15 protein-coding genes and 2 pseudogenes are annotated in these 21,668 nt (G+C 39.7%); 7 read left to right on the top strand and 10 right to left on the bottom strand.

What is annotated here, in order from left to right:
- Positions 1-208 precede the first annotated feature (208 nt).
- Positions 209-1,489 (top strand): glycosyl hydrolase family 8, encoded by a 1,281-nt coding sequence (locus P4S71_RS19205; RefSeq protein ID WP_337151299.1) that lies wholly within the window; start codon positions 209-211, stop codon positions 1,487-1,489.
- A gap of 171 nt (positions 1,490-1,660) precedes the next feature.
- On the opposite strand, the gene P4S71_RS19200 is transcribed toward P4S71_RS19205, so the two are convergent.
- On the bottom strand, positions 1,661-2,635 hold the full coding sequence (locus tag P4S71_RS19200; protein ID WP_337151298.1) for an SMP-30/gluconolactonase/LRE family protein: 975 nt from the start codon (positions 2,633-2,635) through the stop codon (positions 1,661-1,663).
- A 115-nt stretch (positions 2,636-2,750) separates the two neighbouring features.
- Between P4S71_RS19200 and P4S71_RS19195 the strand changes: the two genes are divergently transcribed.
- Together P4S71_RS19195 and P4S71_RS19190 are read left to right on the top strand one after the other, a co-directional pair.
- Positions 2,751-3,884 carry an endo-1,4-beta-xylanase gene (locus P4S71_RS19195; protein ID WP_337151297.1) on the top strand — a complete coding sequence of 378 codons (1,134 nt, stop codon included), beginning with the start codon at positions 2,751-2,753 and terminating at the stop codon, positions 3,882-3,884.
- A 657-nt stretch (positions 3,885-4,541) separates the two neighbouring features.
- The gene (locus P4S71_RS19190) at positions 4,542-6,677 is read left to right on the top strand and encodes an endo-1,4-beta-xylanase (protein ID WP_337151296.1); all 2,136 of its coding nucleotides are present in this window, start codon (positions 4,542-4,544) and stop codon (positions 6,675-6,677) included.
- Between the two features lie 345 nt (positions 6,678-7,022).
- Here P4S71_RS19190 and P4S71_RS19185 read toward each other — a convergent pair whose 3' ends face one another.
- Complete coding sequence (locus P4S71_RS19185) at positions 7,023-8,120, bottom strand: ISAs1-like element ISPsesp1 family transposase (protein ID WP_096792602.1); 1,098 nt, start codon at positions 8,118-8,120, stop codon at positions 7,023-7,025.
- A gap of 182 nt (positions 8,121-8,302) precedes the next feature.
- On the opposite strand from P4S71_RS19185, the gene P4S71_RS19180 reads away from it, so the two are divergent.
- Both P4S71_RS19180 and P4S71_RS19175 read left to right on the top strand, forming a co-directional pair.
- Complete coding sequence (locus tag P4S71_RS19180; protein ID WP_337151295.1) at positions 8,303-8,713, top strand: restriction endonuclease; 411 nt, start codon at positions 8,303-8,305, stop codon at positions 8,711-8,713.
- Positions 8,704-9,117: a hypothetical protein gene (locus P4S71_RS19175; protein ID WP_337151294.1), complete on the top strand. Its 414-nt coding sequence runs from the start codon at positions 8,704-8,706 to the stop codon at positions 9,115-9,117. Before P4S71_RS19180 ends, P4S71_RS19175 begins: the two co-directional genes overlap by 10 nt.
- Before the next feature lie 301 nt (positions 9,118-9,418).
- Here P4S71_RS19175 and P4S71_RS19170 read toward each other — a convergent pair whose 3' ends face one another.
- The gene (locus P4S71_RS19170) at positions 9,419-9,856 is read right to left on the bottom strand and encodes a cupin domain-containing protein (RefSeq protein ID WP_337151293.1); all 438 of its coding nucleotides are present in this window, start codon (positions 9,854-9,856) and stop codon (positions 9,419-9,421) included.
- A 14-nt stretch (positions 9,857-9,870) separates the two neighbouring features.
- Positions 9,871-11,718 carry a DUF5060 domain-containing protein gene (locus P4S71_RS19165; RefSeq protein ID WP_337151292.1) on the bottom strand — a complete coding sequence of 616 codons (1,848 nt, stop codon included), beginning with the start codon at positions 11,716-11,718 and terminating at the stop codon, positions 9,871-9,873.
- Positions 11,719-11,875: 157 nt separating this feature from the next.
- On the opposite strand from P4S71_RS19165, the gene P4S71_RS19160 reads away from it, so the two are divergent.
- Positions 11,876-13,024 (top strand): endo-1,4-beta-xylanase, encoded by a 1,149-nt coding sequence (locus P4S71_RS19160; RefSeq protein ID WP_337151291.1) that lies wholly within the window; start codon positions 11,876-11,878, stop codon positions 13,022-13,024.
- Between the two features lie 68 nt (positions 13,025-13,092).
- On the opposite strand, the gene P4S71_RS19155 is transcribed toward P4S71_RS19160, so the two are convergent.
- The 6 genes and pseudogenes from P4S71_RS19155 to xylB all read right to left on the bottom strand — a co-directional run bounded on the left by P4S71_RS19155 (position 13,093) and on the right by xylB (position 20,437).
- On the bottom strand, positions 13,093-14,070 hold the full coding sequence (locus tag P4S71_RS19155) for an aldose epimerase family protein (RefSeq protein WP_337151290.1): 978 nt from the start codon (positions 14,068-14,070) through the stop codon (positions 13,093-13,095).
- Positions 14,071-14,083: 13 nt separating this feature from the next.
- The gene (locus tag P4S71_RS19150) at positions 14,084-14,467 is read right to left on the bottom strand and encodes a hypothetical protein (protein WP_197111317.1); all 384 of its coding nucleotides are present in this window, start codon (positions 14,465-14,467) and stop codon (positions 14,084-14,086) included.
- 107 nt (positions 14,468-14,574) lie between these two features.
- Positions 14,575-16,593, bottom strand: a complete 2,019-nt coding sequence (gene tkt / locus P4S71_RS19145; protein WP_337151289.1) for a transketolase — start codon at positions 16,591-16,593, stop codon at positions 14,575-14,577.
- 58 nt (positions 16,594-16,651) lie between these two features.
- On the bottom strand, positions 16,652-17,590 hold the full coding sequence (gene tal / locus P4S71_RS19140) for a transaldolase (protein WP_337151288.1): 939 nt from the start codon (positions 17,588-17,590) through the stop codon (positions 16,652-16,654).
- A 39-nt stretch (positions 17,591-17,629) separates the two neighbouring features.
- A pseudogene (gene xylA / locus P4S71_RS19135) lies at positions 17,630-18,948 on the bottom strand (xylose isomerase).
- Between the two features lie 30 nt (positions 18,949-18,978).
- Positions 18,979-20,437: pseudogene (gene xylB, locus P4S71_RS19130) on the bottom strand (xylulokinase).
- 162 nt (positions 20,438-20,599) lie between these two features.
- On the opposite strand from xylB, the gene P4S71_RS19125 reads away from it, so the two are divergent.
- Entirely contained in the window at positions 20,600-21,556 is a 957-nt protein-coding gene (locus tag P4S71_RS19125) for a Gfo/Idh/MocA family protein (protein ID WP_337151287.1), read from the top strand.
- Positions 21,557-21,668: the final 112 nt, after the last annotated feature.

Raw genomic sequence — 21,668 nt, 5'->3', positions numbered from 1 at the left:
TAACTGATAAATGTACTTTTTAGTATTATTTACATCGACTAAGGCCGCTTTTTTAAGGGGCCTTTTGCATTTTAGGCACTGTTTAAACACCTTACTCATTTCATGTAGTTTATAAAACAAACAAATAGTTTTGAGAATTGCTTGATCAAATGGTCAAAAAGACTATATTAAATTGCACGCTGTTATAATTCAAATAAAGAGGATAAACATGAAAGTATTTTTTAAAATAACAACTTTATTGTTAACACTAATAAGCTATCAATCACTTGCTACATTTAATAATAACCCATCGAGTGTAGGCGCTGATAGTTCAGGGGCATACCGTAACCTCGCACAAGAAATGGGTAAAACAAACATACAACAAAAGGTGAATAGTACTTTTGACAATATGTTTGGCTATAACAATACACAACAACTTTACTACCCGTACACCGAAAACGGTGTTTATAAAGCACACTACATAAAAGCAATTAACCCTGACGAGGGTGATGATATAAGAACAGAAGGGCAATCGTGGGGAATGACCGCCGCTGTCATGCTTAATAAACAAGAAGAATTTGATAATCTATGGCGCTTTGCAAAAGCGTATCAAAAAAATCCAGACAACCACCCTGATGTAAAAAAACAAGGCGTTTACGCGTGGAAACTAAAGCTTAATCAAAACGGCTTTGTTTATAAAGTAGATGAAGGCCCCGCTCCTGATGGCGAAGAGTACTTTGCATTTGCACTACTTAATGCCTCTGCTCGTTGGGGTAATTCGGGTGAGTTTAACTACTATAACGATGCTATTATCATGTTAAATACAATTAAAAATAAGCTGATGGAAAACCAAATAATCCGCTTTTCGCCTTATTTAGATAACTTAACAGACCCTTCTTACCATATACCTGCGTTTTACGACTACTTTGCTAATAACGTAACTAACCAAGCAGACAAAAATTACTGGCGACAAGTAGCCACAAAAAGTAGAACCTTACTTAAAAACCATTTTACAAAAGTAAGTGATAATCCGCATTGGAATTTACCTACATTTTTATCGCGCTTAGATGGCAGCCCTGTTATTGGCTACATTTTTAACGGCCAAGCAAACCCAGGTCAATGGTATGAATTTGATGCATGGCGCGTAATTATGAATGTGGGTTTAGATGCGCATTTAATGGGTGCTCAAGCGTGGCATAAAAATGCAGTTAATAAAGCACTTGGCTTTTTAAGTTATGCAAAAACAAACAACAGTAAAAACTGTTACGAGCAAGTGTATTCGTACGGTGGTGCGCAAAACAAAGGCTGTGCAGGCGAAGGTCAAAAGGCCGCGAATGCAGTAGCGTTACTTGCTTCAACAAACGCTGGGCAAGCAAATGAATTTTTTAACGAGTTTTGGTCTTTATCGCAACCAACCGGTAGCTACCGTTACTACAATGGTTCGCTGTATATGTTAGCTATGCTGCATGTATCGGGCAATTTTAAGTTTTATAACAACACGTTTAATTAAAATAACACTACCTAAGTAGCAAAAGCCTAAGCGGCAAAAGCTTAGGTAGCAATAACTTAAATAATAAAAAACCGGTGTAACTAAGTTACACCGGTTTTTGTGCTTAACGAGTGAGCTTAACTTTCTCTTTAATACGTTGCTTAACTAATTTAACTAATTTAACTAATTTAGCTAATTAGCCAAACCCGCTACTTTTACATCAAGCGTAAACAAGCCCTTAGCGGTAGTTATTAATAACGTTTTTCGGTTTTTACCACCAAAGGCAAGGTTGGTTACATTAGGGCCCAGTTCAATTTTATCGATAAGTGAGCCGCGTGGCGTATAAATATTAATAACACCTTTTTTGTGGCTGCTTACGTAAATATTGCCAGCAGAGTCTACTTTTATACCATCTGGTGAGGTTACTTTAATAAAGTCTTCGCGCGGTGAAATATCACCGTTTTCATCAATAGTGTATTTGCTTACGCGGTTGCTAAAGTCGCCAATATAAAGGGTATGCTGATCTGGGGATAGCGCAACACCGTTAGGCTTTTCAAGCGTAGCGTCAATTAAACTAAGTACGCCTGTATTGCTTAACTTATACACACCGGTATAAGACATTTGCTGAGTGCGTTCGCCTAGTTGCCAGTTAGGATCAGTAAAAAATATATCGCCATTTTTATGCATAGTCATATCGTTTGGCGAGCTAAAGCTTAGCCCATCAAATTTATTGACTATTACGGTATTGGTCTTACTTTTTATATTAATTTTAGAAAGCGACTGAGTTTTATGGTTAAGCGTATAGAGGCTCTCTCCTTTGGCATACAAGCCGTTTGTACCACTGTGTTTTAAATAAGTGGTAAGGGTATTGGGCAGCACTAATTTATAAATGGTCGAATCAGGGCCAAGTGCTTGCGAGCTAGCAAAGTTCATTTCTGAAAAATAAAACGCATTGTCTTGGCTTGACCACGTTGGGCCTTCTAAAAATAATAAATTGTCACTAACAAGTGTGGGTGTTACGCCCTTTATTAATGGCGACTGCTCATTGCTTTGGCTGTTTACAGTGTTTAACAAAGGTGTATTTTCAGGTTGTTGTGCCAGCGCTGCTTTATTAAAACAGAGCATTAATACAACTAAGCTTAGCATTTTTTTGTGTGTTTTTAGCATGGACGTTTACTCAGGTTTGTTTAATTTATAATTAATGGTCATTTTGACTATATCATTTATTTTTTTCGTTGTATGATATTTATCGAAAATAATAACGATTCAACGGAGCACACACATGCATAAAACACACACACTCAGCCTGCTTTTACTTACAGGATCATTAAGCGTAAACGCTGCACAAGACCAAGCTCTTAAAAACACCTTTGCAGACTCATTCAAAATGGGGGTTGCTGTAAATCAAGATATAGTGACAGGCAAAAACGCCGCCGCGCAGTCAATTATTGCAAAGCAATTTAATACAGTCACCCTAGAAAACGCCATGAAAGCAGAAGTAATTTACCCACAGCAAGGTAAGGTCGATTTTAGTGGTGCAGATGCGTTTATAGATTTTGCCAAGCAAAATAATATGTTTACCGTAGCCCACACCTTAGTGTGGCATAACCAAACGCCTGATTGGTTTTTTACAAATAGCAAAAATGAGCCAAATACCCCAGCACAGCAGCTTGAGCAAATGCGTAAACACATAGAGCTTGTAGCAGGGCGCTATAAAAACAAAGTAGATGCATGGGATGTAGTTAACGAAGTGATTGCTGATGATGGCTCTTATCGCCCAACTGTGTGGGTTAACCGCGTAGGCGATGGCGATACTATGGTAAAAGCCGCGTTTAAATACGCCCAGCAGTATTCACCTAATACAGAGCTTTACTACAACGACTTTAATGCATGGCGACCAGAAAAAAGAGACGGCATTATACGCATGATCAAAATGCTGCAAAAAGAAGGTATTCGAATCGATGGCATTGGCATACAGGCGCATTGGGGGCTTAACTTTCCTAAAATGCAATACATTGAAAAAGCCATCGATGCATATGCCGCGCTGGGTATAAAAGTGATGATCACCGAGCTTGATATAGACGTGCTGCCTTTAACAAAAGAAGGGCAAATTACCGGCACCGATATGATGAAACCACAGTTTCAGCTAGAAGAGTTTGAAACCTACCTCGACCCTTACAAAAATGGCTTGCCAAGCGACGTAGAGGCGCAACTAAACGCCCGTTATAAAGCCTTGTTTGAATTGTTTTATGCAAAGCGCGACAAGATAGACCGCGTAACCTTTTGGGGATTACACGATGGTATGTCGTGGAAAAACGACTACCCAATCCCAAACAGAACAAACTACCCATTACTATGGGATCGTAATTTAAACCCTAAGCCAGTTATTAAAACCATTGCTGATGTAGTTAAGTAAATCGCATTGTGTAGTCAAAGCCGAGTATTTTTAAATACTCGGCTTTTTTTGTTTGCAAATTTTATATTGAGGCAAATAAAAGTTACGTTTGCTAAGCGAGGAGCTGCAAAACCTGATCTTACCTAAGTAATACAAGCACAAGTATCACTTACACCTTCTCTTTAATTATTTTTATCAAACTCAAAGCATACTCAATATTAAACGGGTCAAATTTTAGCCTTGATCCTTATTGTTAAATAGACTATAACAATGTTGGTTTTAGGTTAATTTTATGATTGCATATTCACACACACGATATAAAACAATAAATTTTAATTTAAACCTTAACTATAACTCAATGATTTTAAGTTTATATTTGTACCCTTGTACAAGGTAAATATTAACGTTTGAAGAGATATTAAAATAATAAATATAAATGACTGTTTGTTTTTCTAATTAGTTGTAGTCATATTGAATAATAGCTTTTGATGATGCAGTAGAAATACTCTTATCATATTTTATTCACTCAAATGGCTTTTACTGCACCTAGTTTAAAAACGACTCATTTATTGCTTTAGTCTAAGGAATAAAAATGAATAAATCGATTTTTCGTAACACCGGATTAGTGACCTTAGTATCACTATTAATGGCGTGCGGGGGAATAGTAAAGATACACCGGTGCCTGAACCTATACCGGAAGTAGTAGCCCCTGATTCTCCAGCGCCTGAAGCGCCAATAGCAGCTGAAATAACAAATGGTGGGTTTGAAGAAGACACTACAGGGCAAACAACGCCTGTCGGAAATTGGGTATTTAGACCAGATCAAGAATCAAGCGCTACTTCTACTATAGAGGTAATTGAATCGCAAGAAGGCGTTAATACTTACAAAGGCACCAAAGCAGCTGAGGTTATTGTTAATACATTGGGTGACAACCCTTGGGGAATTGAAATAGCTTATGAAGACCTTCCTATCACCGGAGGTAAAAATTACGAGTTTAGTGTTTGGGCCAAAGGTGAAGAGGGAACCAGTGCCGATTTTTGGATTCAAACACCTGCGCCAGATTATGGCCAACTTAGCCTAGTAAAAGAAACACTCACAGGCGAGTGGCAAAAAATAACATTAACAGCCGCAACAGCCGAAGCTGACTCTTTAGTTAGGCTGGCAATTCACTTTTCAAAAGAAGAGAACATTAACAAGTCTATATACCTAGACGAATTTTCAGGCTTTATTTTAGACGATGTACCAGCAGAAGAAATACCTGATGTTCAATACAGCGAAGTGACAGCACAAAGTTTAAAAGCATTAGCACCTAATTTTAATATTGGTGTAGCTGTTCCTGCGGGTGGATTTGGTAACAGCATAATAGACAGACCAGAGATTAAAACGATTATTGAACAGCACTTTAATCAGCTCTCTGCTGAAAACATTATGAAGCCTACCTATTTACAACCAACCCAAGGTGAATTTTTTTACGATGATTCTGATGAGCTAGTTAACTACGCCAAAGACAACTCACTCACGGTACATGGCCATGTTTTTGTTTGGCACTCGCAAATTGCGCCTTGGATGCAAAGTTTTCAAGGTGATAAAGCCGCGTGGATAACCATGATGGAAAATCATATCACTCAAGTTGCCACTCATTTTGAAGAAGAAGGTGATAACGATACGGTAGTTAGCTGGGATGTAGTTAACGAAGCGTTTATGGAAAATGGTAAATACCGTGGTGAAAAAACCACAAACGACAGCGCTGACGAATCTGTTTGGTTTGAAAATATAGGCGCTGAATTTTTGTCTTTAGCCTATAAAGCAGCAAGAGCAGCCGATCCTGATGCCGACTTATACTATAACGATTACAACCTAATTTGGAATGCAGATAAATTAGATGCTGTTATCAATATGGTTAACGATTTTCATAACAATGGCGTGCCTATTGATGGTATAGGGTTTCAATCTCATATTTCACTTAACAGCCCTGATATTTCAACCATTCAGGCACATCTTCAAAAAGTGGTCGATATTCGCCCTAAAATCAAAGTGAAAATTACCGAGCTAGATGTTCGTATGAACAACGAAGGCGGCATTCCTCTAACTTACCTAACAAGTGAAAGAGCGGATGAACAAAAGCAGTACTACTACAATATTGTTAAAACATACCTAGAAACGGTACCTGAAGATCAACGCGGTGGCATTACTATTTGGGGCGTAATAGACGAGGATAGCTGGTTACAAAACTGGCCAGAGCCAACAACAGAATGGCCACTGTTATTTTTTAATGACTTTACTGCAAAGCCTGCCTTACAGGGATTTGCTAATGCATTAAAAGAGCTAATTGAAGTAGTACAACCAGCACCTTCATCAGAGCTGCTAACTAATGGCGACTTTGAAGCCGGACTAGATTCATGGCAAGCCCGTGGCAGTGCAAGCATAACTCTTGAAACAACCCAAGCCCACAGTGGCAATAATAGCGCTTTAGTACAAGGTCGAACTGAAACGTGGAATGGCATACAAAAGGATGTAAAAGGCTTATTTACAGCAGATAAAACCTATAATGTATCTGCATGGGTTAAGTTATCTGACGACAGCACAACTGTGTCGCCAGATATAAAACTCACACTACAAATAGAGCACACTAGCACCGAGTACCTTGAGCTTACACCCGTTACTACCGTTAACGCGGGTGACTGGGTACAGCTTTCGGGCACTTACACACATTCAATTACAACGCAGGAAAGCGCCGCTTTACTTTATGTTGAGTCAAGTGAACTCACTGCAGATTTTTATGTAGATGATGTATCGGTCACTTTGGTTGAATAATAAACCTAACTAAAAGTAATTAACCCCGGATTAAATAGTCTGTATTTTTTATATAGACTATTTTTTTGCGCGGGCTTTAATTGTTTATACATGATGCAGCAGGGTAATCAGCATTACCTTTTGAGGTGGCTTAATAGCATGCCTTGATAAACGATTACCTAATACCAAACAAAGCGTCCAATACGATGGGATTGCGATTTAAATTCTCGGCTTTATTAGAACTATCACAAAAAGAAAAAGAGAAGTTCCTCATGAGTTTATTGCATCAGAAAAAGAATGCGGAGTTTAAAGTTAATAACTAGCAATACGTTATAGTCAGGGCGCGAGCATACTTTGTTAAAAATGTTAACCAAAAAGAAGTTCTTCTCTAAAAGCATCATCATAACAAGCTCTTACACACTTACTTCTTATTGACCCCTTGCTTTTCGTATGCTGCTTTATCATGTTCCTAACGACGCGTCTAAATAGTGCCATATGTTGCGCACTTAATGGCTCATTTATTTGACAGGCATCTTCTTTAAATACGACATCCAGTATCCAGTGTTGCTGATTTTCTATCAGCCAATGTTGTCTTATTGCTTTACTTATCAATATATTGTCTGTCAACGATGTTAGGTAGTAATGTGTGTCAATACTCGTTCTATTACCCTTCGTTCGCTCTCGCTGCACCGCAACGATTGTCCTAACTGATGGCCAGCTCTCTTTAATTTCACTCGGTAATAAACGCGCATCAAGACAATCTATCGTGCGTACTTCTTTTCGCCCATGCCCTGCATCTTGTGTTACATGACTAAGTATCTCTGAGTTTTCAGATTCATACTGGTGTGTAAATGCATCTTGAATCGCGCTATAAAGTTTCTTTTGATTACCCTTTGCTTGCACTAGATAATCTGCATGTCTGCTAATTAGCTGTTTTAGCGTTTCTTTTTGGCAGTGCAAAGCATCAAGTGTAATGACGGTGTTATTGATATCGAGTATTTTCAATAAATCCCGAACTGCCGGTATTTCATTCGTCTTACTGCCAACTGTTTGGTGGAATAATGTGAGACCTGCCTCACAATCAAATGCTGAGACGAGGTGTAATTTATCAGCAATGTGTTTACTTGCTCCGCGAATAGTTTTGCCATCGAAGGCAATGACAGGATGCGCTGATTTAACGCGGTTTTGATTGACCCAGCTATACATCGCGAGTAGTAATGAGTCAGTATCAACGGTTCTAAAAATCCGAGCAATACTATGTCGAGTGGGTATGCCATTTTTGAAAGAACGAAATCCTCTTAACCAATTAAGCTTACTTTCGCCATAGACTTCAATATCTTGCCAGTTTTCACACCCTGATGTAACGGCAGTAATAATAAGAAAAAGCACATCAACTAAGTTATGGTGTTGATTTATATGTGAACGATTATCTTTGACGAGTTCTAAATGTGAGAAGAGTGACATAATAAGTTTAAGGTGATTAAATTTATGGTATTAGATCATAAAATTTGTTTATTTACAAAGTGTGATCCCGCCCTGACGTTATAGTGTTTAGTACTAATATATGAAATAGACTAGGATAAGTTGCTATCAATTAGTTATGAAATTGTCCTTTACTAATATTGTTATGTTCAAGGAGATTGCTTTTGGAACTTTGTGAAACATCAAAAGATTATGAACTACTTACCCAAAAGATATATAAATCTATATTGGAGTCAGAAGGTGTTGAGAACCTTGAAGTTAAGCATGATCAGAAAATCAAAGGTAAGTCAGGGGTAGAACATCAAATAGATGTTTTTTGGGAATATAAATATGCAGGCGTTAGTCATAAAGTACTTATAGAGTGTAAATATTATTCTAAACCAATATCACTAATCCATGCTCGAAACATGTTAGGGCTACTTAATGATATCGCAAATAGTCAGGGATTAATTGTTACCACACAGGGATTTCAATCTGGAGTAGTTGATTTCTGTAATCACTATGAGATAAGTCTAAAAAGAATCAGACCCCGGAAGGCTCAGATTGGGATGGATGCATTCAGATTGTGGATATAAGCGGTGAGATTTATCAAAAACAATATTTACATTTAGCTGTTGCTTTTGATGCACGAGATCCTGAAACAAAAGAAATTTTTGAAGCTAATGAAATGGAAGTATCTTTCAATGTATATGATTCAACTATTGAAGATGGTGGTGAGGTATTATTTATTGGTGACTGGCTTGATAAAAATATTATTGATAATTTAATTGAGTGTAATGTTAAGAAAGAAGATGTAATTGAACCTACAGAAGCTCGAGTTATTTTTCCGTTTGGAGAAAAATTAAAACTTCGTAATGTGAAAGTTTTATGGGAGTTAACAAAACAGGATTTATTTGTTTCTGTTGATGCTAAAGATTTTGTACATGCTGTTTTAGAGGATTTTAGTTCTGGTAAAGTTGAATATACATTAAGCAAATAACAACACTAAAATTTAGCATAAGAAAATATAGTTGAAATTTCTCACTTTGTTCAACGTTTAGTTAGTTTTAGAATTTATATACAGACATGAGTTTAAAATTATATTCACCAAAGATCTTTTGACTTCATCATACCTAAATAATATATAGTAATAATCACAAAACAGCCTGATCTAATATCAGGCTGTTTTTTTCTTCTAAAAGCGAAGCGCCTCTTAACCTCTTTGTGCATAATTCACTTAGTCTATTTCACTAAAAAACTAAAAAACTAAAAAACTAAAAAACTAAAAAAGCCATTCAAAACTACTTAGCCTGATACCTCACGACTACAAACTTAAGTGGCACATCGCCATTGTTATAAATGCCATGTACGTCATTAGGCGCTGCAAATAAAATATCCCCAGTATGAGCAGGCTGGCTTTTGCCATTAAGCGTCCACGTGCCAGAGCCCTCAAGAATCATTAAGTATTCTTCATCGGGATGCTGGTGGGCAGGGTGTATTTCGTTATTAGGTTTAATAACCGCAACGCCCGTAATAGCGCCTTTGGTGAGTGGTGTATCGCCATAAAAGTAAGTATGAAAATCACCGCCTTCGTAATGAGTAATGTGCGCGTCTTTTTTACTCACAATAGCTGATGTAAGTTGTGTGGGTTTATCTTCTGCGTTTACAGGTAATGCTAAAGTGGCTGCGGTTGTAAGTAATACGCCGGTTATACAATGTTTAACTGTTAAATGATTCATGTTTGTTATCCTTATTATTTAGCGCTTAGGTTTATTAAATAAACCCAGTCGTTGTTAGGTGTGTAGGGTGGTGTTGCCAGTTGTGTACTCGTTGCGGTATTTACACAAAAGCGCTTGCCGTTTATATAGTTGTTAGTTCGTGGGTTAAACCAATCTAGTGTGTAACACGCATTTGGTAATGTGACCTGAGCTTGGCTTGCGTTACTAAAATAAAATAAGTAAAACGTTGAGTTATCACTTAACGCCCAGCCTGTTTTTGTAAGCTCTGGGGTGGGTGTAAGCTTTGTAAACGGCACGTATTTTTGAAAAAACGCAACAGCGTTGGTCATCGCTAAATAGTAATTTTTGTAAGGCGTTAAATCTTGCTCTGTTAAGTCGCCGCCACCGCCTAAATAAAACTCAATACCTGCGCCACCTGCCATAAATGAGGCCCACACGTTACTTTTACGCCACGTATCTACATTGTTTGCATACTCGTAAATATAGGCTTCGTCCATGGTGATCACCCACGGGTGAGGGTTGCTTTGAGTAAGATGGCGGTACTTTAAAACATCACTGTAAGTGGTGTTTGTTTTAAGTTCACCTTGTAAGCTTGCCCCTGTGTAGGCGGGGTAGCCCAAAATGTTGTCGTTTGGTTTATCGTAAATGTGGTAGTCGAGCGACGGGCCGTTATGGGCCACTATATGCTCAGGGTAGTAGGTGAGTGATTGAAAGTAATCGGCAAATTGCTTTCTTTGTTTTGTGGTATTAGCTTTTTGTTGTTTATCGTCGCCGCTTGGATCTTGCCAGCCGTTTTCTTCGCCTATATTCCACGTGGTTGCTAAATGATAGCCAAAGCGGGCAAATAACTCGCGATAGTAAATTTTGCGACTAACAGCAAAGTCGTTTTTAAGCTGGCTTTCGTTCCATTCAAACAGTGACTCGTTTTCGGTTTCGCTCATTACAAAGTGAGTCATTATGCCTTTTTGCTGCATGTGGCTAAATACAATATCCCACTGAGCTAATTTAGATACATCGTAGCGTGTGGTTTGGGTTTTGCTAAGCCATGGCCAAACTTGGTCGCCATCGCCGTAGGCGTTCATGGTTAAAAAGTAATACGCGTTAATGTTAAGCGACGCTAAATAATTTATTAGCCCAATAATGCCTTTAGAAGATTGATGACTACTGTTATCAGTCTCTGTATTGGTTGTTTGCCATGTAGGGTCGCTATTTTGCCAATGCTTTATGTGCGCTTGGTAGTTACGCTTTGTGGGAGTGGCATCAAACCCTGAAAAGCCAAGCAGCACTTCGGGGCTGTTAGCACCGGCTTTTAAAAAGTACTCTTTTGAGCCATTAAACTGCAAATAGGGTTTATTAACGTATTCAAGCTTACCTTTGCTTTTAAAGTCTTTACTGCTGGATGATTTAGTGGCGGCGGTAACATTAAACTCGCCTGTTTGTTTATCAAAAAATCCGGCTGATTGCTCATTTGTAACAGTATTTAATGGCACGCTTGCGATATTACGGCCTTTAACAAATGAGAGTGTATAGCGCCATTTGCCAAGTTCGTTGGGCGAAAACAAAACCTGCCATTTGTTGCCTGCTGTTGCATGTGTTTGAGCAGTGTTTGCATCGGCTGCATAATATCCAGGTACTGTATATTGCTTATTAGTGGGGCTGGTAAATGTGGCGTCTAAGCGGTAATCGGTAAAAGGGTTAGGCGTGGCAAGCTCGCTGGTGTGCGGGCCTTCAAGGGTTAAGCTTAATTTATGCCAAATAGGCACGTGAGTGCTGGTTTGATCTGCTCGAATTAGGGCGCTGAATATAAATGAGGCGAAAAATGCGCTAATTAGCAGAAGCCGTTTTATTGTTATTTTTTTCATGTGTATCCTTGCTAATTTTGTTGCTAGTAAAGTGTGTGATTAAGGAATGTGTACTGTGTTATTTTTGTTCAGTCTATTTTAATAAAACGTTGTTGTCAAAAAGACTATATGGTGTTAAGTTTACGTTGCACACTAAAAAACACACAACAGGTACATCATGCATAAAAATAAACTTACGATTGCTATTTTATTAGGAATGTCGAGCCTTGCACTTGGCTGTAATGACTCAGCAGAGCAAAGTAAACCGACATTAAAATCGCAAAAAGCGCCGGAGAAATTAACGCTTAAAGCGCAATTTAAAGACCACTTTAAAATTGGCACAGCGATTAGCCGCGACCAAATATTAGGGGCTTTGCCTGAAGATTTAAACGTAGCTAAAGCGCAATTTAATACCTTTACGCCAGAAAACTCAATGAAGTGGGAGCGTATACACCCAGAGCTAGAAACGTATGACTTTGAAGCTGCTGATGCGCTAGTTCAGTACGCACAAGAGAACAACCAAGAGTTAGTTGGGCACACATTAGTGTGGCATTCGCAAACTCCTGACTGGGTTTTTGAAGACGAGCAAGGCGAGCCGCTAACCCGCGATGCATTACTTAAGCGTATGCAAAACCATATTAATGCTGTTGCAGGGCGCTATAAAAACCGCATTTTTGCATGGGACGTGGTAAACGAAGCACTTAACGAAGACGGCACACTGCGTGAATCTAAATGGAGCACCATTATTGGTGACGACTTTATAGAATACGCGTTTAAATACGCTAAGCAGGCAGCGCCTAATGCCAAGCTATACTACAACGATTACAACTTATATAAGCCAGAAAAAAGAGCCGGTGCAATCGCGCTTATTAAAAATTTGCAAAGCAAAGGTATTCAAATTGATGGTATTGGTATGCAAGCGCATTACTCGCTTGATAACCCAGAGCTTTCGTTAATGGAAGACTCTATTTTGGCATACGCAGCCACTGGCATTGATGTGATGATAACCGAGCTTGATATTTCGGTATTACCGTTCCCTGAAGGTGAAGAACATGGGGCTGATATTTCGTTAGATATTGCGCTACAAGAGCGCTTTAACCCATACCCGAATGGTTTACCGAGTGAAGTAAACACCCAGTTAGGCGAGCGCTACAAAGCCGTGTTTGACATACTTAAAAAACATGACGATAAAGTAAGCCGTGTTACTTTTTGGGGTATAAGCGATGCACGTACTTGGCGCAACGATTGGCCAATGCAAGGGCGCACCGATTACCCATTATTAATTGACCGTGAGTTAAAACTTAAAAGCTTTGTAAGCGATTTATAATCGCACTAAACATTTAACCTCCCGCAAAGGATCGCTTAATAGCGATCCTTTTTTGGTTTATAAAATAGCTATTTTTTATTGGTTTTAGTTAAGCAGTAACTAATATGCGTTTGCAAAGGTACTTGTGGTGTTAAATAGCTAAATGGGAAGTGTGGGTTATTAGGGCTGTCGGGGCAAAATTGCGGCTCTAGGCAAATACCGTCAAATTGGTTAAACGGACTTTTTAAATGCTGCCCTGTATACACCTGAATAGCAGGGTAGTTAGAGAATACACTCAGCATTACTTTTTCATCGGCGCTAGTAAGCTCTGCGTGTTGCTTATTGGCTTGCAGATTAAGTACTTGCTCGGTTACAAAGTTATGATCGAGTTTATCGATTTTATTAAGCACGCGCATATTTGTGTAGTCAAAAGTGGTATTTGCTACAGGGGCTATTAAACCTGTGGGAATGGCGTTTGTATCTACGGGGGTATAATACGCGCCAGCCAGTTTTAATGTATGCCCTTGTGCGCTGTTAGTAATGCCATTTAAATTAAAATATGGGTGCGCTGTTGGCCCTGCAATGGTTTTTTTATTACTGGTAATCGTAAATTTAATATCAAGATTACTTTGGTTTTTACTGTTAGTGGTAAAGGTATACAGCACGTTAAATATAGTTTTACCGGGGTAGCCGTTGTAACCATCAGGCAGGGTAATACTTAAACTTAATGCATTTTTTTGATGATAATCGAGCTGCCAAAATAAGTCGCTTAATGCTTTTTGGCCGCCGTGAAGTTGGTTTACTCCTTCGTTTTTATTAAGTACATAGGTTTTATCATCAATGTTTATTTGGGCGTTACTTAGCCTGTTTGCATAAGGGCCGGCTATAGCGCCTAAGTAAAACGTGTCGTTCAAATAGTCATTAATATTAGAATAACCAAGTATAATATTTCGTTTTTTATTATCAATATGGGTAACCCAGCTGGTAAGCCGGGCACCGTAGTTAATAATAGAAATAGTATCGTTTACCTCATTACTTAGCGTGTATTGAACAAGTGAAGTTGTCATGATGGTTACTCTTTTAATTGTTCGCTCTAGCTTTTTTAATTTCTTCTTTTACGATTGGGTACAGATCGTAAGTTGGGTAAAACTCAGTGCTGTAAGCTTTCCAACCATAACGTTCAATCGATAAGTTTACTTTTGGTAACAGCGCTGCCGGAAAGCGCAAAGTGACTACTTGCCCTATGCCCATCATTACTTTCCAAGATTCTACCGTTGCGCCCTCTGGCGGAAAATGTTTGTAAAAGTTAGCGTTGTTGAGTATTTCTTTTATTTCAGAGAGATTTTTTGATTGGTCGTGTTTTAAAAAAATCGTTAGCATTAGTTCATCATTTTGCTCGTCATTTGCCCATGCGTTAAAACTAGTGCTTGCACTAAAAAGCATAATTAATAGTAAGTATTTCATAGTTCACCTTTGTTGGTTAATTGTAAAAATGCGCCGAGCTTTGGGAGGCTTAGCGCATTAATTGGATAAAGTTTGGATTATTTAGCGCATTACGCGTACTAAATATATTAAGCGTTGGCTTTAATTAACGCCTGCGCGGTGCTCACTACATTTTTGGTGGTAAAGCCAAAATGCTCTAATAACACATTACCTGGCGCCGACTCACCAAAAGTGCTCATACCAATTACTTTGCCTTGTAAGCCGACATATTTAAGCCAGTAATCTTGGTGTGATGTTTCAATTGCAATACGGTTTACAACTGAGTTTGGCAGTACACTTTGCTTATAATCGTCTGATTGCAGGTCAAACAATGTGGTGCTTGGCATTGATACCACACGCACTGCAACGCCTTGTGCTGTGAGCTCTTTAGCAGCTTGCATTGCTAAATCTACCTCAGAGCCTGTTGCAATTAAAATAAGCTCAGGTGCTTTATTGCTTTCGCTAAGAATATAGCCGCCTTTTTCTATGTCGCTAATTTGCTGAGCGCTGCGTGGCTGGTGGTTTAGCCCTTGGCGACTAAAAATAAGCGCAGTAGGTTGCTGCTGATTTTGTATCGCGTTTTTCCACGATACTGCAGTTTTTACTGCGTCACATGGGCGCCATGTGACTAGGTTTGGGGTCATACGTAGGTTGGCTAGTTGCTCAATAGGTTGGTGAGTTGGACCGTCTTCACCTTGGCCTATAGAGTCGTGGGTATACACAAATATATTTTGAATACCCATAAGTGCCGACATTCTTACTGCGTTACGGGCGTATTCCATAAACATTAAAAATGTAGCACCGTAATTAATAAAACCACTGTGCAGTGATATACCATTCATAATGCCGCTCATACCAAACTCGCGCACGCCATAAAACAGGTAATTACCGCTGGCGTCATCTGCGCTTATGCCTTTAGAGCCAGACCACAGCGTTAAGTTAGAACCAGCTAAATCGGCAGAGCCACCCAGTAACTCTGGTAAATGCGGGGCAAAGGCTTCAATGGTGTTTTGCGAGGCTTTTCGGCTGGCAATATTAGCAGCGTCTTTGTTGCACTGTGCAATGTAGTCGTTTGCAATAGCTTCAAAACTTTCAGGCAGGGTGCGTTTAATTACGCGGCGTTCAAATTCTTTGGCAAGCTCAGGGTGGCTTTTGGTGTAGTCACTAAACAGTTGTTGCCATTGTTTTTGTTTTTTATCACCGCTTTGTTTAGCGTCCCAATGGGCGTAAATATCATCACTGATACTAAATGCTTCATTTGGGAGGTTTAAAAATTTGCGCGCCGCAGTTATTTCGTCATTACCTAATGGCGAGCCATGGCAGTCGTGCGAGCCTGATTTATTTGGCGAGCCAAAACCAATCACGGTTTTACAACAAAGTAGAGTAGGTTTGTCGCTCACTTGTTTTGCTTGTGCAATGGCGCTGGCAATTTGCTCTGGGTCATGGCCGTCTATATCTTTTATTACATGCCAGCCGTAAGCGTCAAAGCGTTTAGCGGTGTCGTCGGTAAACCAGCCCTCAACGTGTCCGTCGATAGATATGCCGTTATCGTCCCAAAAAGCAATAAGTTTACCCAGGCCTAGTGTGCCTGCAAGCGAACATGCTTCGTGCGATATGCCTTCCATTAAACAGCCATCACCCATAAAACAGTAAGTGTAATGATCTACAATATCAAAACTCTCTTTGTTGAATTGCGCGGCGAGGGCTTTTTCGGCAATGGCCATACCTACAGCGTTTGATAAACCTGCGCCAAGCGGGCCTGTTGTTGTTTCAACACCTGGGGTATAACCGTATTCAGGGTGTCCTGGGGTTTTTGAATGCATTTGTCTAAATTGTTTAAGCTCGCTAAGTGGTAGTTCGTACCCGCTTAAATGCAATAAAGAATAAATAAGCATAGATCCGTGACCGTTACTGAGTACAAAGCGGTCTCGGTTTGCCCAATTTGGATCGTTTGGATTATGGTTTAAAAAATCGTTCCACAGTACTTCGGCTATATCGGCCATACCCATAGGTGCGCCCGGATGCCCTGAATTTGCTTGCTGTACCGCATCCATGCTAAGTGCGCGAATAGCATTTGCAAAAGGCGCACGAGAAGAAAGCTGAGTCATGTATTACCTCAAATAAAATTAAAAAAGCCTGCACATAATATGGCAGGCTTGAGGGAAATTAGTTTAGTAAGTCTTCAACCAATTTAGCCAAAATACGCTGATCTTTGGCAAAGTTACGAATACCTTCACCGAGCTTTTCGCTGGCCATTGGATCTTCGTTGTGCTGCCATAAAAATTGCTCGTGGGTGAGTGGGGTTATGTCGCTTTGCGGTGCTTTGTCAATATTTGCAGCGTCAAGTTTAGTAACCAGAGTACCTTCTTGGCTTTGTAAATCATTGAGTAATGATGGCGAGATAGTCAGTAAATCGCAGCCAGCAAGTTCGATTATTTCCTGAATGTTTCTAAAGCTTGCGCCCATTACCACGGTTTTATAATCGTACTTTTTATAGTACTGATAAATACCTGTAACCGACTGCACACCAGGATCTTCGTTTGGGGTGTATTCTTTATTATCGCGGGCTTTGTACCAATCAAGAATACGACCAACAAACGGAGATATAAGCGTTACGTTAGCTTGTGCGCATGCAATGGCTTGAGCCATCGAAAAAAGCAGGGTTAAGTTACACTTAATACCTTCTTTTTCTAACTGCTCGGCGGCTTTAATGCCTTCCCATGTTGAAGCAAGTTTAATAAGTACGCGGTCTTTTGAAATACCCGCTTGCTCGTAAAGCGAAATAAGCTTACGCCCTTTGGCAATACTTGCTTTGGTGTCAAACGATAAACGCGCATCTACTTCGCTTGATATACGCCCAGGTATTACCTTTAGTATTTCACAGCCAAAGTTAACAATAAGTTGGTCGCAAATAGCGTCAACGTCGTTGCCAGCTTTGCTTATAGCATCACTAATTAAATGTTTATACTGAGGTAATTTTGCAGCTTGTAAAATTAACGAAGGATTGGTTGTTGCATCAACCGGTTGTAGAGCTTTGATTGAATCTACATCGCCACTGTCGGCAACGACCGTGGTTACTTTTTTGAGTTGTTCTAACAAGTTCATAATGATGTACGCCTCGGCTTTAAAACCGAGGCGATGTCCTTATACGTAGCGGTTAACAATATTCTCAAGCAGTTCTTGGCGACCAGAAACTTGCTTAGGATCGATGTTGTTCTCGTGTACTAAGGCTGAAAGGCTCTCAAGTGATTGCTCACCATTTAGAATGCTTTGACCTAGGTCTTCTTTCCAGCCTGCGTAACGTTTTTCAACAAAGTCAGACAGCTCGCCACCTTCAATCATTGCTGCTGCATTGAGTAATGCTTTAGCCATCGTATCCATACCGCCAATGTGACCAATGAATAAGTCATCGCGTTCACACGATTGACGACGAAGTTTAGTGTCAAAGTTAAAGCCGCCCGTTGTAAAACCACCCATTTTTAAAATTTCGTAAACAACAAGTGTGCACTCAGCTACATCGTTAGGAAATTGGTCTGTATCCCAACCGTTTTGCATGTCGCCACGGTTAGCATCAATACTACCCATAATGCCTTCTGCGCAAGCAACTGCAATTTCGTGATGGAAACTATGACCCGCAAGTGTTGCGTGGTTTGCTTCAATGTTTACTTTAATTTCGTCTTGTAAGCCGTGCTTGTATAAAAAGCCTGCAACTGTTGCTGTATCGTAATCGTACTGGTGCTTAGTTGGCTCTTGTGGTTTTGGCTCAATTAATAATGTGCCTTTAAAACCAATTTTTTCTTGTGCTCTACAACCATTTTTAAAAAGCGTGCGTACTGTTCGCTTTCTTGTGCAAGGTCTGTATTTAGTAGCGTGTCGTAACCTTCACGACCACCCCAAAGTACGTAGTTTTCGCCGCCTAAACGATGCGTAATTTCCATTGCATGTTTAACTTGTGCTGCTGCATATGCATACGTATTAGGATTAGGGTTTGTTGCACCACCGGCACAAAAACGTTGATTTGAGAATAAGTTAGCAGTACCCCACAGTAGTTTTACACCTGTACGCTGCATTTCTTTTTCGATAATGTTAGCAATGTGCGTTACGTTATCGTGGCTTTCTTGTAGTGTTTTACCTTCAGGTGCAATATCAACATCATGAAAACAAAAGTAAGGAACGCCTAATTTTTCATAAAATTCAAAGGCTACTTTTACTTTTTGTTCAGCAAGTTCTAATTGATTGCCTACAGGTTGGATCCAAGGACGATCAAATGTACCTTCACCAAAAATATCAAACCCTGTAGAACAAAAGTTATGCCAGTAACAGGCTGCAAAACGTAAATGTTCTTTCATTGTTTTGCCAAGCACTACTTGGTTTTCGTCGTAGTAACGAAATGCAAATGGGTTTTTAGAGTTTTCACCCTCAAATTTAATTTTTTCAACGTTTGTAAAAAATTGCTCGCTCATATTGTGCTCCATTAATTTTATAATAGTGTATTAAAAGTATGTTTTTACACTTTGATAAAGTGCTTTGTATGTTGTGTATTGCTGTGCGTAAAAGTCTTGCATGATTGGGTCTGGCTCAATGGTTTGCGTTACTTTGCCGTTAACACACACTTGTTGTGCAGGGAGTTGTGTTACTGCTATTCGGGCAAGCCTTGCTGCGCCAAATGCGGGACCAACTTCTGAGCCTTCTCGGTAAATTAGGGGGCGGTTAAGTACGCTTGCGATGATTTTTCCCCACAGTGTGCTTTTAGCGCCACCACCAATAACGGTTACATCGTCAATTTGTGCGCCGGCATCAAGCAGTACTTGTTGGCCATCGGCAAAGGCAAAAGCAACGCCCTCAAGTACTGCGCGGCCAAGGGCTGCTGCATCGGTATCACTGTCTAAACCAAAAAACACGCCTTTGGCATCGGGGTTATTATGCGGCGTACGTTCGCCAGTTAAATAAGGCAAAAATATCACTGAGCTTGGTTTGCTAAAGTCGCATTTACTTACTTGTTCAAGCAATGCACCTTCGTTTTCAAAACCAGTTAATTTAGTGACCCAGGTTAAACAGCTTGCTGCGCTTAACACCACTGACATTTGGTGCCAGGTGTTTTCAATGCAATGACAAAAAGTATGTACAGCACCTTCTGGGTTAGGCAGGTATTTTTCGTTGGCAACAAAGTAAACGCCCGAAGTACCTAATGATAAAAACGCTTGTTTTGGCTTTTACTACGCCTACACCGGCAGCGCCTGCGGCATTATCGCCACCGCCTGCAACAACAGGTACTTGCTCCATTCCCCATTTAGCAGCAACTTGGGCTGTTAATTTGCCTGTAATTTGTGTGCCTTCAAAAAGAGTAGGCATGTGTTGCTCTGTTAAGTCGCAAGCACTAAGCATTTTTTGCGACCATGCTCTTTTTTCTACGTCTAGCCATAATGTGCCTGCAGAGTCAGACATATCTGATGCAAAATCGCCGGTCATTAAAAAGCGTAGGTAGTCTTTTGGTAATAATACTTTGGCTACTTTTGCAAAGTTTTCTGGTTCAAACTCTTTTAACCACACCAATTTAGGTGCAGTAAAACCAGGCATTGCTATGTTGCCGGTAATATTACGAGAATTTGGTTCGCGTTTTTCAAGCTCTACACATTGTGCAGCACTACGCCCGTCGTTCCATAAAATGGCTGGACGAATAATATTATTGTTTTTATCAAGCAGCGTAGCGCCATGCATTTGCCCAGAAAGGCCCACAGCCTTTACCGATTTTAGTAATGCAGGGTGAGTATTTTTAAGATCCTCGATTGCACTACATGTAGCAAGCCACCAGTCTGTAGGGTTTTGCTCAGAAAAAAGTGGTGCTGGGCGTGAAACGCTTAAAGATCCACTTGCTTGAGCAAGCAATTGGTCTTGCTCGTCTAAAATAATTACTTTTACACCTGAAGTGCCTAAATCGATACCAAGGAACATAAATGTGATGCTTAATGTTGTTTTAGTGTTAGCGCTAACATTAATGATTTGATATTGTTAAGTCAAGCTAGTTTTAAACTATGTTTAACAATTAATTTGCAAGTTTATTGCTTGGTTGTTGGAGTTCACTTAAATTTCTTTTTAAGATCATAAGGAAACACTATGAAAAAAATAAACTGGGGTATTGTTGGTTGTGGCCGAATTGCTGCACAATTTTGTGAAGACTTAGCACATACCAATAATGGTGTTGCGTACGCGGTTGCAGCAAGAAGTGGGGAAGATGCAAGCGCTTTTGCGAGTAAGTATGGCGCGGCAAATGCCTACGAAGGGTATCAAGCATTATTTGACGATAAAAACGTTGATGTAGTTTACATTGCGACCCCGCATAACTTTCACTTTAAAAATGCCAGTGATGCTATTAAAGCAGGCAAACATGTATTGTGCGAAAAGCCTATTACGGTCTCGGCTGAAGAGTGTAAGTATTTGTCTTTACTGGCTAAAAAGCACGACGTATTTTTAATGGAAGCCATGTGGACGTACTTTTTACCAGCAATACAAAAAGCAAAACAATGGGTGGAGCAAGGGCGAATTGGCACTATTAAACATGTTAAAGCTGACTTTGGCTATCCTGTGCCTTTTAATCCTGATGGGCGCGAATACAACCCAGATTTAGCGGGCGGTTGTTTACTTGATATGGGAATTTATCCGCTTGCCATTGCCAATTACTTTTTAATTAACGACCTTGAAAACTTACACGTAAGAGCAAATATTCGCTACAAAGGCGTGGAAGACGATGTACTTATTACTGCTAATTGTGGCGATGTAATGGTGAGCTTAGCAACGTCATTTCAATGCAGGTTAGGGAATGGTGCGTATATTATTGGTGACAAAGGCTATATAAAAATACCCGATGCATTTAGAGCTTATGAGTGCTCTTTGTATGAGCTTGATGACTTAATTGAGCGTTTTGAAGATGGCAGGCAGTCACAAGGTTACAGTTTTGAAGCGCAAGAAGTAGGGCGCTTACTGAGCGAAAATAAACGAGAGAGTGACATTATGAGCCACTCTCAAAGTTTACTTTTACAATCACAAATGGAACGTATTAAAGCCCTGTTTTAAAATGGTTTAAGAGAACTTTAAAAGAGCTTTAAAAGAGCTTTAAAAGAGCTTTAAATGAGTCTTAAGTGAGTTTTAAAAGGCTTTAAAATGTTTTTATATCAGCTTTTAATCA

The sequence above is a fragment of the Pseudoalteromonas sp. B62 genome (assembly GCF_037162565.1).
In the GTDB taxonomy this organism is placed as follows: Bacteria; Pseudomonadota; Gammaproteobacteria; order Enterobacterales; family Alteromonadaceae; genus Pseudoalteromonas; species Pseudoalteromonas fuliginea.
Note: the sequence above shows the minus strand (reverse complement) of the source record. Positions and strands in the feature narration are given on the sequence as shown.